The organism is Colwellia sp. PAMC 20917 (assembly GCF_001767295.1).
Lineage (GTDB): Bacteria > Pseudomonadota > Gammaproteobacteria > Enterobacterales > Alteromonadaceae > Colwellia_A.
The window spans coordinates 2,130,019-2,144,709 of the sequence record NZ_CP014944.1; the positions used below are offsets into that span (position 1 = coordinate 2,130,019).

Annotated in this window: 11 protein-coding genes; 1 reads left to right on the forward strand and 10 read right to left on the reverse strand. The window is 38.1% G+C overall.

Going from position 1 to position 14,691, the window contains the following annotated elements; all coding sequences use genetic code 11:
• Positions 1-74 precede the first annotated feature (74 nt).
• From miaA to A3Q34_RS09265, 5 genes are read right to left on the reverse strand one after another with little or no spacing between them, the layout of a single operon-like run.
• Entirely contained in the window at positions 75-1,040 is a 966-nt protein-coding gene (gene miaA, locus A3Q34_RS09245; RefSeq protein ID WP_070377083.1) for a tRNA (adenosine(37)-N6)-dimethylallyltransferase MiaA, read from the reverse strand.
• 4 nt (positions 1,041-1,044) lie between these two features.
• Positions 1,045-2,952 (reverse strand): DNA mismatch repair endonuclease MutL, encoded by a 1,908-nt coding sequence (gene mutL / locus A3Q34_RS09250; RefSeq protein WP_070375097.1) that lies wholly within the window; start codon positions 2,950-2,952, stop codon positions 1,045-1,047.
• 31 nt (positions 2,953-2,983) lie between these two features.
• Positions 2,984-4,288 (reverse strand): N-acetylmuramoyl-L-alanine amidase, encoded by a 1,305-nt coding sequence (locus tag A3Q34_RS09255; RefSeq protein ID WP_070375098.1) that lies wholly within the window; start codon positions 4,286-4,288, stop codon positions 2,984-2,986.
• Positions 4,289-4,326: 38 nt separating this feature from the next.
• Positions 4,327-4,800, reverse strand: coding sequence for a tRNA (adenosine(37)-N6)-threonylcarbamoyltransferase complex ATPase subunit type 1 TsaE (gene tsaE, locus A3Q34_RS09260; protein WP_404842778.1), 474 nt, complete (start codon positions 4,798-4,800; stop codon positions 4,327-4,329).
• A 19-nt stretch (positions 4,801-4,819) separates the two neighbouring features.
• Positions 4,820-6,442, reverse strand: a complete 1,623-nt coding sequence (locus A3Q34_RS09265; protein ID WP_070375100.1) for a bifunctional ADP-dependent NAD(P)H-hydrate dehydratase/NAD(P)H-hydrate epimerase — start codon at positions 6,440-6,442, stop codon at positions 4,820-4,822.
• A gap of 44 nt (positions 6,443-6,486) precedes the next feature.
• Here A3Q34_RS09265 and queG point away from each other — a divergent pair, with 44 nt between their 5' ends.
• Positions 6,487-7,647 carry a tRNA epoxyqueuosine(34) reductase QueG gene (gene queG / locus A3Q34_RS09270; RefSeq protein ID WP_070377084.1) on the forward strand — a complete coding sequence of 387 codons (1,161 nt, stop codon included), beginning with the start codon at positions 6,487-6,489 and terminating at the stop codon, positions 7,645-7,647.
• Here queG and A3Q34_RS09275 read toward each other — a convergent pair.
• From A3Q34_RS09275 to orn, 5 genes are all read right to left on the reverse strand, one after another.
• Entirely contained in the window at positions 7,634-9,298 is a 1,665-nt protein-coding gene (locus tag A3Q34_RS09275) for a response regulator (protein WP_083277957.1), read from the reverse strand. The genes queG and A3Q34_RS09275 overlap by 14 nt on opposite strands.
• Positions 9,299-9,310: 12 nt before the next feature.
• A complete protein-coding gene (locus tag A3Q34_RS09280; RefSeq protein WP_070375101.1) occupies positions 9,311-9,514 on the reverse strand; it encodes a DUF1289 domain-containing protein in 204 nt (67 codons plus the stop codon).
• Between the two features lie 120 nt (positions 9,515-9,634).
• Entirely contained in the window at positions 9,635-12,988 is a 3,354-nt protein-coding gene (locus A3Q34_RS09285) for a hypothetical protein (RefSeq protein ID WP_070375102.1), read from the reverse strand.
• Between the two features lie 176 nt (positions 12,989-13,164).
• Positions 13,165-13,650 (reverse strand): DUF4442 domain-containing protein, encoded by a 486-nt coding sequence (locus A3Q34_RS09290; protein ID WP_070375103.1) that lies wholly within the window; start codon positions 13,648-13,650, stop codon positions 13,165-13,167.
• A gap of 172 nt (positions 13,651-13,822) precedes the next feature.
• Positions 13,823-14,368 (reverse strand): oligoribonuclease, encoded by a 546-nt coding sequence (gene orn, locus A3Q34_RS09295; RefSeq protein ID WP_070375104.1) that lies wholly within the window; start codon positions 14,366-14,368, stop codon positions 13,823-13,825.
• Positions 14,369-14,691: the final 323 nt, after the last annotated feature.

Genomic DNA, 14,691 nt, shown 5'->3' on the forward strand with positions numbered 1-14,691 from the left:
TAAATGTATGTAAGAGTTTTTTCTCTAGAAAACTAGTTACTTACTATGCAACTGTTTTTATTATACATCAAGGTTTAAAGTTTGCTTACTGAAGACATAATTAGTTTCAAATTATTTTCGTCTTCCATATGCAACCATTGTAAGTTTGGCCAATTTCTCAACCAGGTTAACTGTCGTTTAGCCAATTGTCGCGTCGCACAAATGCCTTTAAAAACCATTTCATCATGGTCGACTTTACCATCTAAATATTCCCACATCTGTCGATAACCCACACAACGAATAGCCGGTAAATTTTCATGTAAATCGTCACGTTGTTTTAACTTAACAACTTCTGATTCAAAATCTTGTTCAATCATCTGTTCAAACCTAAGCGCAATACGAGCATGCAAATCTTTACGCTCTTTCGGTGAGATAGCAAATTGTAAAACATCACCACTGAGTCGCTCACCCTTAACTTTCGTTAAGTCGGTGATACTTTTGCCCGTTAGGCGGTAAACTTCTAATGCCCGCATTAATCGTTGCGGATCATTTTTGTGAATACGTTCGGCAGAAACAGGGTCTACGCTAGCAAGTTGTTGATGGATGTTTTCCCAGCCAAATTGTTCAGCTTCGTCGGCTATGCCTTGGCGAATTTTTACATCGGCCGCCGGCAGAGGCGAAATACCCTCAATCAGGCTTTTAAAATACATCATAGTACCGCCAACCAATAAAGGTATACGGTTATTTGCCCTGATTTTCTCAATTTCTATTAAAGCGTCACGGCAAAAATCAGCGGCAGAGTAACTTTCACTGGCATCAATTAAATTAATTAATCGATGCGGATACTTTGCTAATTCTTCTGCTGTTGGTTTTGCAGTACCAATATCCATATCACGATAAACAAGCGCAGAATCAACACTGATAATATCGCATGGCAAAGCATCATGTAATGCCATTGCTAACGCTGTTTTACCTGATGCAGTAGGCCCCATCAAACAAATGACTGGCGGTAATTTACGGTTTTTACTGTCAATATTGTTTGTTGATAAAGCGTCAGACATCAATTTAAGTAGCATTCGTTAACGTTGTTATTGATGATGTGAGGTCTATCAATACCGAATTCAAGCGTAGCTGCTGTTCAAAGGTGGAATTTAATTGTTGCTGACTTAAACGGAGTAGGTTTTTAGCTTGTTGGTTATCGTAAGAATCAGCGGATAATAAACTTGCAAAGGCTTGTTGCCAATCACTATTTGTTAATTCTTGTCCATCTTCTAAACACAAAAGTGTTAAGAGGTTATTAACACTTAAATTTACATCTTTATTTCTTAACAAGGCCGGAAACTCTCGTACTTGTATACTGTTCTTGGATAAAACATTCGCGACAATACCTATTTTTTTCAGTGCATCAGTCTGCGCTTCAACAAAAGTAACTTGTGCTTGCGTCAACGATATCTTAATCGGCAATAGTAACGGCTGGCTAACAAAATTATGCTGCCATCTGTTTTTTACTTCGAAGAATTTAACCGCTTGCTCTATTTTTTTTAATGCCAATAAACGTAGTTCATTGTCTAACGTTATCACCGCATATTTTTCATCAATAATCTTGGTTAACACTAAGTGCTCATTTTCATTCACCTCGTGTATTGGCAGAGCGGCACTTTCTTCATCCGACTTTCCACTAGACAAAGGCGTCATCAATGTTTGATAAGCTTGCGCAGCATTTCTGCTCACTTGGTTATTACTGTGTGTATAAGATGAATAATTTTTTTGACTACCTGGCTTGCTACTTTGATAGGGTTCGCTTTGAACATCGGTAACTTTCGTCAATGGCTTAATATAGTCACGCGTTAATTGCTGCCCGGTTTCATCTGATTCAAGCTGATTGTCTTGTCTATAATTTACCGCACTGCTTTCAGGCTGAGGTGGTAAAGTAGCCGATGGTTGATTTTCTGATCCAGGCAATAAGCCAATATTAGCATTTTCGCTTAACGCGTTATGACAAACCGAATAAATAAAATCATGAATATAACGCCCTTGATGAAACCGTACTTCATGTTTTGCTGGATGAACATTTACATCGACTTCTCGGACATCAAGCACCAGAAACAGCACAAAAGCCGGATAAGTATCCGCAGGTAACAGATGACTGTAAGCTTGACGAATGGCGTGATTAATTAACTTGTCTCGCATCATACGGCCATTCACGTAACTAAAGCATAAATCATTTTGGTTACGGGCAAAGCTTGGTAGCCCTACCCAACCTGATAATTGTAAATCGCCATGTTGGCAGTCAATTTCCAGTGAATGCTCAATAAACTTTTGACCACAAATTTGTGCTACCCGTTTTGCGTATAAACTTTTATTATTGACTGATTTAAAATGCTTAATCACTTTCTGATTATGTGACAAAATAAAACTAACATCAAAGCGCGCCAAAGCGATACGCTTAATGACCTCTTCAATATGAGTGAACTCTGTTTTTTCAGTACGAAGGAATTTTCGTCTCGCGGGGGTATTAAAAAACAAGTCGACAACATCAATGGTCGTGCCATTGGGATGTGCAGCGGGTTGCAAGGCTACCGCCATATCTCGCCCTTCGGCAATGGCTTGCCAAGCTGATTCTTGCTCGGCAGGTTTTGACGTCAACGTTAAACGAGAGACTGAGCTAATACTTGCCAGTGCTTCGCCACGAAACCCTAAACTACAAATACCTTCTAAATCATTTAAATCTTTAATCTTACTGGTCGCATGACGACTTAGCGCTAACGTTAGTTCATCTTTAACAATACCCGAGCCATTATCACTAATACGAATACGTTTAGCGCCACCTTTTTCAATGTCTATTTTAATGGTCGTTGCGCCAGCATCTAAGCTGTTTTCAACTAACTCTTTCACCACTGATGAAGGACGTTCTACGACTTCACCGGCAGCAATTTGGTTAGCTAGGCGTGCTGGAAGGATTTCTATGGTCATAAATTTTGATCTGTTAACTATTTATAATAAATTAATCGGCGCGAGGTATGGTTAAGGTTTGACCTATGCGAACGGTATTTGAGGTTAAACTATTTGCCATTTTTAATTCTCGTACTGAAACACTATAGCGTTGTGCAACCACAGATAAAGACTCACCGCGAGTAATTTTATGTTGTCGTGTTTCAATAGAGGCATAATAACTGCCCATCGGCGGTTGAATCATAAAATGGTCTTTAATACCTTTAAAAATACCTTTAGCGAGCTTGCGCTGATGAGCACTAGAGTTTAAATTTTGCTCTTCTCTATGGTTAGAAATAAAACCTGTTTCAACTAAAATCGAGGGGATATCTGAAGATTTCAACACACCAAAATTACCATGTTGGGGAACTTTCTTGTGCATCTTAGTAATTTTTTTCAGTTGTTTTAGTACGCTATTCGCCATACTAATACTGACACCCTGCGAATGCTCTTTATTCATATCTGCTAAGGTTTTTGCCAAGTTGTCATCGCGGGTATTTTTAATAACACCGCCACCGCCACCTAAGAGCTCGGAGTTGTTCGAGCGGTTACGTAGCCATTTGGCCATTTCTGACTCAACCCTTTTGTGCGACACAATCCAGACTGAGGCTCCGTTAGGTTGTGGCGTTCTAAAGGCATCGGCATGGATTGACACTAAAAAATCTACTTGGTTTTTTCTAGCTATTTCACTACGTCGACCGACCGAAACATAATAGTCACCATCGCGCACCATTACCGCTTTCATGCCTTTTTCATTATTAATATAGGTAGCAAGTTTTTTAGCAATCGCTAACGTAACACGTTTTTCATAGCTGCCTTTACCCCCTATAGAACCCGGATCCTCACCACCGTGGCCAGCATCAATGGCAATAAGAATATCTCGATGATCATTTTTGGGGGTATGGTCGCCTTGACTGATTTTCTCTTCGTCGAATAAATCAATCACTAAACGGTTACCGTATTGTCCTGCTGGTGCAAGCGGAAAAACAGCCAAAGAGTAATTATCCGCTAATTCTAATACTAAACGTGTTGTACCTTTAATACGCGATTTACTGGTGCGGATCAGTTTTATGCGTTTATCCTTTTTAAGGACATTCTTAAACGAAACATGATTCTTACTGTTGTTAAAGTCTATGACTAAACGCTGAGGATTCTTTAAACTGAAATATTTATAATCAGGCTGTTCACTGAGATCAAAAACAATACGGGTATTTTCTGGGGCTGGCCAGACACGAACGCCATCGATGCTATTACCGTGCGCTTCAAAGAAAACACTAACGGTTAATAACATAGCTAATAATAACGATCGAATATTCATTTACTGCTGCCCTTTCCTTTTGTGTCTATTAGCGCACATTAACTAAGCGCATTTACTACGAGCTCACCCAAAGGGGTCTTTGCTTGTATGTTGATGGTTCTTTGCTCATCACTATACGCTAAGTCGATACGCAAATCAGGTGCCTTGATCATACCTAGCCCCTTTTCTGGCCACTCAATAAAGCAACAGCAGTTATCTGCAAAATAATCTCGAATGCCCATATATTCTAGTTCTTCAGGATCTGACAAGCGATATAAATCAAAATGATAAACTAACCAGTCATCTAATTCATAAGGTTCAACTAGAGTATAGGTTGGGCTTTTTACGTGGCCAATATGCCCCATACCTTGTACAAAACCTCGAGTTAAGGTGGTTTTTCCCGCACCTAAGTCACCATAAAGATATACTACAATACCTTGTTTTAGTTCTTTTTTTACAATATCAGCTAATTTATTACCCATAGCTATAGTTGCTGATTCATCAGCTAAAAAGTAGTTTTTGTTTGTAAGCATTTCTTTCATCAATTATTTTCTAAAATTTATTATTTATAAGTTGCCGTATAACTGGCAATAGGTCACTTGCTAGCATACCAATTTTTCCATGCTTTTGCGCAATAATGTCAGCAGCCTTACCATGAATATAAACGGCCAAGGCTGTAAGCTTTGCAAAATCAGTTCGCTCCTGCAGTTCCTCCCCTTTTTCTACCGAACTTTTTTGCATTAGCAATGCCGCAATAATACCTGATAACACATCGCCCATGCCCCCGCTTGCCATACCTGAATTTCCCGTTGTGTTCACCCAAACCTGTTGGCCATTACTTATCAAACTCCCTGCACCTTTCAATACGCTCACGCATTGATATTGTTGGGCTATTTTTTTTACAGCGCTAAAACGATCTCGCTCTATTTCTGTCACAGTGCAATTTAACAGCGCTGCAGCCTCACCAGGATGTGGCGTTAAAACCCAACGGTTACTTTTAATTTTATCCGTCAATAAATTTTGTTGGTAAGCTTGCGCCAACAAACTCAAACCATCGGCGTCAATCACACATAATTTTTGTTGAGCCAGTATGAGATCAAATAATGCCTGACTCCACTCATTTTGACCCAAACCAGGGCCAAGCACATAAGCCTTAGCTTTACTTAATGTCATTGATCCCAAAAGTTGTTCTGCGCAACTAGGCGCTAACATTAATTCTGGGCGGCCATTAAAGACTAATGCACGATTATTTTTATGACAGCAAATACTCACTAATGCAGCACCACTGCGCAACGACGCCTCTGCCGACAAACGTATCGCACCAGCAAAACCTTCTCCGCCCCCAACCGCCAGTAATAATCCAATATTTCCTTTATGGCTGCTTGCTTTGCGTTTAGGTAAAGCCGTAAAAACTTCGTTACCAAAAACCGTGATATTGGTCTTCACTTGCTCTGTAAATGCTTGATCTAATGCTAAATCAGCAAAATATATTTCCCCAACATGGTTAATGGCTTGTCCCGTCACTAAACCACACTTTAGAGCAATAAAAGTTACAGTACTGTTAGCAATGATTGCCGTATTTTCAACAACACCTGTAGTTGCACATAAACCTGAAGGCACATCAACACTGATCACTTTTGCCAAATGCTGATTAATAGTAGCAACTAGTGTCACCAGAGTTTCTGGTAGACGTCCTTTAAAACCAATACCAAATAATGCATCAATAATTAACTTACCTTGAAAATTCGCTACTATCTCAACATTAGCCGTTTTTTGATCAAATATAATCAAGCCATTTTCAACTTTATTAGCATTGATGTAAGCTTGATAAGCGCGTAAGGCATCGCCGGATAATTCTTCTGGTTTTGCCGTTAGTAGCACCGAAACCTGAAAACCAGCTTGCACAGCTAAACGCGCAATCACAAACCCATCACCACCGTTATTACCTTTTCCACAAATAACTAACAGCTTTTGGCTAGCTATTTTTTGACCTATATCATTTTCATTTTGAAGATATTTTTGCTTTATATGCTGAAAAACAGCCTGACCTGCATTTTTCATCAATGAATACATTTCAATATTTTCTATAGCAGCAACTTTTGCTTCATTAGCTAACACTTGCTTCGCGGAAAAAGCAGCTTGTGGTAAGCTTGCACTCAACAGTTTTATTTCCATTTTTCTCTCCCTTTACCAAATTGTACTGCGATGACATGTTAACTATGACAACACCTAATATTAACTATCAAGAATTAGCTGAAAAAATCAAGCTTTGGGGTCAAGAATTAGGCTTTTCGCAAATAGGTTTCAGTGATATTGACTTATCAAGTCATGAACAAGCCCTAACAACGTGGCTAGAAAATAATTATCACGGTGAAATGGATTACATGCAAAAGCATGGTTTAATGCGCGCTAGGGCACAAGAGCTTGTTGAAGGAACAACGCGAGTGATCAGTGCACGCATGGATTATTTACCCCCCGAAGCAAAATTTGCCCGTACGCTCAAAAAGAAAGACCATGCTTATATCAGCCGCTATGCCTTGGGGCGTGACTATCATAAATTAATGCGCAAACGTCTCAAACAACTCGGTGATAAAATTAGTGAGTACTGTGAAACCTTCAACTTTCGCCCATTTGTTGACTCTGCACCTATCTTAGAGCGACCTTTAGCAGAAAAAGCGGGGTTAGGCTGGGTCGGTAAACATTCACTACTAATTAACAAAAGTGCCGGCTCATGGTTTTTCTTGGGTGAACTCTTGGTTGATATTCCGTTACCGACTAATGAAAAAGCAGCCAATGAATGCGGTAGTTGTGTTTCTTGTATTAAAATTTGTCCAACCCAAGCGATAGTGGCTCCTTATGTCGTAGATGCTCGCCGTTGTATATCCTATTTAACCATCGAACTGCGTGACGCAATTCCAGAAGAGTTTAGGCCGTTAATTGGCAATAGAATTTATGGCTGTGATGATTGCCAGCTCATTTGCCCATGGAATAAATTTGCTAACATCAGTCACGAAGGCGACTTTTCCCCTCGCCAAAACCTTGATAATGTTGAATTATTAACGGTATTTAGCTGGGATGAAGCGACCTTTCTCAATAAAACAGAGGGGTCTCCTATTCGCCGTATTGGTTTTAATAGCTGGCAACGAAATATTTCCGTTGCTATAGGTAATGCGCCATATAGTGCAGAAAATGTTAACGCGTTAAATAATAAGTTAGCAACCGCAGAGCCTATGGTTGCTGAACATATTAATTGGGCATTGCATCAACAAGACAATAAGCGAATCGCTGCAGAACAGCGAAATGACTTTCCAATAAAAAATCAACGATTAACCGAGCGCTTGATCCGCAGTGTTGAAAAAGGTTTACCTAGAGATGCTTAGCAGACTCGGCTGATTCAGCTTGCTGCCACTTTATTTTTAACTGCTCTATAGACTCGACACCACTGCCTTTAATGTTCGCAGACAAGAGTAGAGCAAACGCTTCATCGCCCAGTTTTTGATGACTTTCATCAAATTCATTACTTTGTTTAATCACCACCAATATTTTTAACATACGCATCGTTAATTTAATATTATGAGGTGTTAATCTTAGAGCTTGCTGAATGGCCTTAAGCGCGGGCTGCAAACGATTCTTTTCGAAATGTTCAATGGCCATATCGTTCAGTTGTTTGGGTGAAAAATTAATTTCAGCACGCTCAAGACTTTCTTGCTCAATATATTTATTGATCACTTGGCTCGTTAATGAATCACCTGAGACTTGTTTACTGATAATCTCTAACATTTTTAGCGCTTCTTCGCGCATACCCAATTCGTGAAAGACTTTCACTTTATCTAGGTTGTCTTCAATTTGCGGTGACGCAATAAAATTAACATGGTTTTCAACAAGTTTAGTGGCCTTCTCTTTTTGTTCACGAACAATATATAGCCGTGCTTGGATCACTAATAACTGCTGTTTAAACTCATTTGCGTCACTATATTCATTTTGAAGTTGCTTAATATGCTTGTCTGTTTGCTGTAAAACTTTAAAGGATCGTTCGTCAGTAATAGCCGCCGCTAAATCAATGCCTGAACGGATAACATTTAAGAGTAATTCGGGTGAATCATGAATAGAGTTTTTCGCTTGCTGGGCGATATTTCGTGTCGCTATATATTGTCCTTCATGGTCATGATTGAGTCGTGCTAAATCCCATGATTTTTTATTACGTTCAATATTTCGTGGCGACAACGCAGTTGCTTTTTTTATCTCATCGTAGGCTCTTTCATATTGCTGATGCTCAATATAATATTGCGCCAGCATATCATGAGCCCCAAATCGAGTAGCGGGCTTATTGATTAACTTTTCAATCAGTTCATTAATTTCGTTTATACGCCCTTGCTTTAACAACGACTTTACATAGCCTAAATAAACCCAAGCGTAGCTATAGGTTTTCAATAGGCTTTTAAAAAAAGATTCTGCCGTTTCAAATTCTAAAAGACTTAAGTAAGCCTCACCTTTCATCCGCAATATATTGGGGTGATATTGGTGTAAACTTTGATTAACGAGATGACGGTCAGCAAAATATATAACTTTAGAAAAACTCTTAGTATCAGTCGCTCGATACATGTTGAATAATTGCTTTTTGGTTTGTAAGGTATGGATTAAACGTTGTTGCACTGTTTTAGGGGCGAGTGGTTTTACCCAAAAGTCATCGGGCTGTAATTCTACAATTGAATTAACAAGAGACTCATTCGTTTCAGTACTGAGAAAAATAAGAACCGTGGTTTTATTAACATGACCTCTGAATTTTAATTCTTCGAGTAAATGAAAACCGTCTTTATCACTATTTACATTGAATGAGCAAATAACAATATGAAAACGTGTTGTTTCACATAACCTTATACCGTAATAAGCACTTTCTGCACATTTTACGTGATTAATGCCGATATCATACAATCCTCTTTTTAAGGTGTCATGAACTAACCGGTTATCGTCTATTATCAGCACGGTAAGTTGTGAAAAATCGTCTAATTCACTTTGTTCAGTAATTTCCATTTAACTTTTACCTTAATCGTGCTTCTCTTGAATCACTATTCGTCTTTGTTGACAGTTGTTGATTACCGTTATTTTTTCTTTACTTTTATAGCTTGTCCACGCCAAAATTTCATCAATATGGCGGAAACAACCAAGGCAGACATCATCGGTATTTAAACAGCAGTTTCTTACACAAGGACTAGCAACATCTAACTCTTTTTCAGCTTTAAAACTCATTTAACTAGTATCCCTGTAAAGACATTAACCAAGCATTTAAAAAAAGTCCAACACAAGGACTAGCAACATCCATTTCTTTTTCAACTTTAAAACTCATTTAACTAGTATCCCAAAGTCATATCATATTGCCTCAGCAAACTCATTTAACAGGCGTTGCTGTTCGCTTAATTGACTAAATAACGCCATAACTTGTTGATGTTCTATGGCCGTATTTGACGTAAGACTAAATAATAGCTGTTGGCTAATATCAATAAAGTCGTTAGCGGTTAATATTTTACTGGTTGTAAACATGCTACTCGTTAAACTCATCGCTAATGGGTAATTATGAACCGCTAGTGCCGTCGATAATTTTTTCATCGCGTCATCAATATCAGCAAGGTAGTCATCTAGCATTAACATTGCCAATTCTGCAGAGCCCTGATTTTTTGCATAGTGTTCAAGGTTAAAAGGCTCAGGTTTATTTGTTTTCGCGGCAGGTGTTAAATCTAATTTTGATAATACGTTATCAAGCTTTTCAGTTGTTTTTAACAGTTCAGCGTCAATACTATTATGCTCTTTAGTCTTATTACTTTGTGCTTTTACTGTATTAAAAGCAACCACTTTAGTTGGCTTTGCCTTTAACCAAGGCTTTAAAAGTAGCACCAAAGCATCAACATCATGTAAAGCAGGTAAAATAGAAACACCCCATTTATCTGCCAATTTTGGTGACTCTTCAACGGAGAAATTGCGTTGATTAAAAGTAAAAATATCACGGCGTACACTTTTTCCAGCAGACATTTTAATAAATGGTGATTGTTCGAATTCGGTAAATAACAATAAGTATCTTCCAGAGCTCCAAAATTTAGTCATCGTTTTAGGCTGACAGACAATTTTCACCTGTAATCCTAACCATTGTAAAATACGCAGCAAAGTTAACTGTTTACTTGGATTTTCTACCGCAAAGAGCACTTCAACTTGGGTCGATAAATACTGATGTTTACTAAACACACTGGCAGGAAGTTGATGGTTAGTCGTTTGTTCTGTCGTTAAAAAATCAGCTAAGCTTTGCTGAAGTGTAAGTATTTGCAATGGCGTTTCTGTCTGTTCAAACAAGCCGTATCGCTCTAAAGGCGCATTAAGATAGGGTTGCATAACAAAAAGCTTTGGCTGAATATCTATCGATAAACTTGATATCTGTTGCTGTATTTTTTCGAATAACGTTACATAAAGATCACTGGCTAACATAACAACATCAATGCTTTTATCAATTAACTGCGTCGTACTCAGTTGTTCAATAATTTGTTCAGGATCGGCTAAGGTAGTCATTATGCCATTAGCTGAAGTAATCGCTTTTTCTGTAATACTGCAAATGTCGTCATCACTTGATAACAACAAAATGTTGGCTTGCTTTAAATTAACACGCTCTAGCGATATCTCTTGTGCAACATCAGCAAAACCTATCGGCAGAGTAAAGCAGAACTGATAACCCTTTTCTTGTAACTGCACATTTTTATCTGTGACGTTAAGTGAATCAAACAGTAAGCGTAAGTAATCAAGGGTATCGTTTGTATGGGTTTTTGCTGACTCAAGGCGTTCGTCTAATAATAAGCTCTCAAGGGATTTAGGTAGTTTTGCGATTGTTTTTTTGCTGGTCACAGAAAAATCAAAACGAACAATTTGCTGGCCTTCATTTTTATCAATAACAAGGGTACTAATATGTAAATTGGCTTTAAATAAATCAACAAGCAGTAATCGGCATAGGCTACTTAACAGCCGGTGAAATAAGCGTACATCGACTTTCGCAGCAGTTAACAATTGTGGATCTTGTTGGTAATAAATTTTATTACGCTGTAAATGAGCATCGGCAATAATATTAAGTAATGCCGCGTCAATTTCGTTGTGTAAAGCAACATCGCTTAGTGTCATAGGTTTAACCGCAGACAAAAATTCACTGCGAATTTTATCTTGTTGACAGCAATCAAAAATACGCGCGAGTTGTCGGTAAACTTGTACCGAAGTAACGCCAGCACCAATAGAGACACTTTGGCTTTGCAACATACTACGCACCACCATATTGGTTAACTTGACGGTGTTTTCATTGCCTTGTGATTGTCGCTCTAAAATTTGCGTATTATGGGTTAATGCGAGTTGCTGTAGGGACACTTTTAATTTTTTAATTTCTTCATTTTGTTGATTTATATTGTCATTAGCGGCTTGCTGCTCACTAAGCTGTTGCTGATACTCTTGCTCACTGTGCTCAGGGTTAATCATTGTTTCGAGCGCGGTTTCAAGCTGTTTGGCAATTTCTTTATTTTCCATTGAATTAAAACAGTCGGGGGTCAGTTTTTTATCACTATCTTTGGTTCTTTTTTCAATGAACTGCCTAAATAATTGCACACTCTCTTGGCCATATTTTTCTATTTTGCTTTTGCTTTTAAATAACATCGCCAATAACAACAGAAATAGTAGTGCTATAAAACCCAACACAATTGCTTGTAGATCTTGATTGTTAACATTAACGTTTTGCTTTTCTAAAAAATCATTTATCTCAGTAGGCAGCCAATCGATTAATCGTAACTTTTTATCTGCAGATAAACGCCCTGGTGGTATAGATTCAAGCACTAATAGCTGTAATTTTTGTTGTTGTTGCTCAATAAATTCGACATATAAACGAGATAACCGTAAATGACTGCGCCACTTAGCTACCGAGTTCTGTTGTGAAAATAACAATTGCTCTAAGGTATTAAGTTGTAGCGTTAATAACTCACCCTGTTGGCTACCCCTGCTTTCTTCTGGGAGAAAGCTCGTTAATACTAACTTTAGCTCGGTACTAACATCATCAAAATCTAAAATAGAAGACTGTAAATTCAATTGTTGAAAGGCTAATAATGCACGGATAATGGTTTGTTGTAATGGTTGTAAGTCACTTAATTCTGTAATTTGCCTTACATAGGCCTTAGCGCGAGTTGCGGTGACTTTATCTGTGTATTGATCTGAATTGAGTTGCTGTAACAGCAGACTTTTTTGTCGCTGTTTTTCCTTAATCTCAACCGTTAATTGATCATTGATTAACTGCAGTTGAATAATGGTATTTTGCTTAAGTTGAGTGTTTCTCTGATGATTTTCACTGAGTTTATCAATAACAGCTGAAAATTCTTTATGACCAACATACATCAAATCAAGTTGAGCTTTATTATTTTTCACCAGTAAAGATATTTTATTAATTTGCTGTTGGGCGATCTCATAGTCAGCGGATAAATTTTTGGCATCAATACGTTTAGCTAAATTTTCTAATGCTAGGTAAGTGATTAAAATTTGTTGTTGTTGTTTATTTTTATTCGCTAACGATGGCAGCTCGTTCTCTACTAACGAGGTCACTTGATTATCACGAAGAACTAACAGGGCAGTTAAGGCGCTAAAGAGAATAAATGAAAGAAAAGCAATCCGAGAGAATCGTCCTGATAATTGCTGAAAAAAGTAACGAGTAGCGTCCATATTGATCAATACCTTCAACGGTAAATTTAGTTAAAAATACAGTGTAAGGAATTGTCACTAAGAATCAACGGTTTTTAATAACGATATGAGTAGGCTGTTTTAAAAATAACGCGCCTCACCGCCAACTAAGGTCAAATCAATCAGCGCGTTTACAGGCTCTTTTTATCTTCTCAAACTTAACGTCTTTTGGTTACCCAAGCCCACTCCATTTCACAAACAATAGGCTGTTGATCAGATTCATCGGTAATCTCGACACTAACCATCAAACTGCCTTTATCCGCATTTTCTATTTGTTCAATGTCAGCGAGACTTAATACCGCTACCGCAGACAAATTTCCCTGCATTCGCCTTTGAAAATGAAATGTCATACTTTTCAATAGCGGTACACAAGTGTCGGGAACATTCATCCCAAAAACGATACCCGTCGCCGACTCTGCCAATAATGCCGCGGCAATGGCATGAACACCACCAATATGGTTTTGTACTTTCTTTTTGTTTTCTAACGATAATACCGCTTTGGTATGAGAAACAGAGATCAACTTAATTGATGAAGTACCAGCATATTTTACTGTCGAACAGAAAATTTTAGTCAGTAAAAAAGAGCGCATAAAGCGCGGCATTCTATTAACTTTACTGATTATTTTTCCGAATTTGTTCGCCATAATTTATTTGCCTACTGTTAATTTTAATTAAGTGTCGCGCAAACTGGTCTGACCTTCAAGTTTTTTTACCCCGTGGCAAACTTATAGTGAGTGTCCAGTTAAAAGTGCCCAGATAAAAGCGTCCATAAAAAAAGCGCCCTAAGCGCTTTGATTTATAGATCATTATTGAGCGTTATAGTTTAAAAAAGTGTTCTTGATAAACTTTCATTTCAGCAATTGACTCTAAAATATCATCAAGCGCTAAATGAGCGCCCGTTTTTACCACTTTATCTAACACTTCAGGTTTCCAGCGACGCGCTAATTCTTTAACGGTACTAACGTCTATATTCCGGTAATGAAAGTAATCTTCAAAATCAGGCATATATTTATTAATAAAACGCCTGTCCTGCCCAATGCTATTACCACACATCGGTGACTTACCTTTTGGCACATATTGTTCAACAAACTTAATCGTCGCCTCAGTAGCATCGGCTAGCGAGCTAACACTTTCACGACAACGTGTAGTTAAGCCTGATTGACCATGGTGTTCGATACACCACTGACTCATATTGTCTAACACCTCATCACTTTGGTGAATAGCAAAAACAGGTCCTTGAGCTAAAATATTTAACTGACTGTCAGTCACTATGCTGGCAATCTCTAAAATCACATCTGTATTGGGTTCTAGGCCTGTCATTTCTAAATCTAACCAAATTAAATTTGTCTCATTACCTGTCATGCCGCTTCCTTAAAAATGCCAACTGTTTTACTGATACCCATATCATTAAATTATCACTCACTTGTGCCGCCTAAAGTGCGTCAAGGCTAAGTTGCTTTCAATCGCAATAGTTCACTATTATTCAATCAAGCGCCTTATCTGCATTTGTTTTCTTCGCCACAGCAAGGTAACAAACTTAGTGAGACTGATATTACTATTACAAGTATATTAGATGAATGGTGATTTAGTCAGTATAATACGTGACAATGAACTGTGATTAAAACTTTTTGTCGCATTACCCTTTTAAAAGACGAGTGAAACTCCATAATTATCATGATAAAACT

Excerpts from the sequence above, each read along its gene's own strand:
- miaA (WP_070377083.1), bottom strand. The coding sequence starts at position 1,040 with ATGTCTGACGCTTTATCAACAAACAATATTGACAGTAAAAACCGTAAA.
- mutL (WP_070375097.1), bottom strand. The coding sequence starts at position 2,952 with ATGACCATAGAAATCCTTCCAGCACGCCTAGCTAACCAAATTGCTGCC.
- A3Q34_RS09255 (WP_070375098.1), bottom strand. The coding sequence starts at position 4,288 with ATGAATATTCGATCGTTATTATTAGCTATGTTATTAACCGTTAGTGTT.
- tsaE (WP_404842778.1), bottom strand. The coding sequence starts at position 4,800 with ATGCTTACAAACAAAAACTACTTTTTAGCTGATGAATCAGCAACTATA.
- A3Q34_RS09265 (WP_070375100.1), bottom strand. The coding sequence starts at position 6,442 with ATGGAAATAAAACTGTTGAGTGCAAGCTTACCACAAGCTGCTTTTTCC.
- queG (WP_070377084.1), top strand. The coding sequence starts at position 6,487 with ATGACAACACCTAATATTAACTATCAAGAATTAGCTGAAAAAATCAAG.
- A3Q34_RS09275 (WP_083277957.1), bottom strand. The coding sequence starts at position 9,298 with ATGGAAATTACTGAACAAAGTGAATTAGACGATTTTTCACAACTTACC.
- A3Q34_RS09280 (WP_070375101.1), bottom strand. The coding sequence starts at position 9,514 with ATGAGTTTTAAAGCTGAAAAAGAGTTAGATGTTGCTAGTCCTTGTGTA.
- A3Q34_RS09285 (WP_070375102.1), bottom strand. The coding sequence starts at position 12,988 with ATGGACGCTACTCGTTACTTTTTTCAGCAATTATCAGGACGATTCTCT.
- A3Q34_RS09290 (WP_070375103.1), bottom strand. The coding sequence starts at position 13,650 with ATGGCGAACAAATTCGGAAAAATAATCAGTAAAGTTAATAGAATGCCG.
- orn (WP_070375104.1), bottom strand. The coding sequence starts at position 14,368 with ATGACAGGTAATGAGACAAATTTAATTTGGTTAGATTTAGAAATGACA.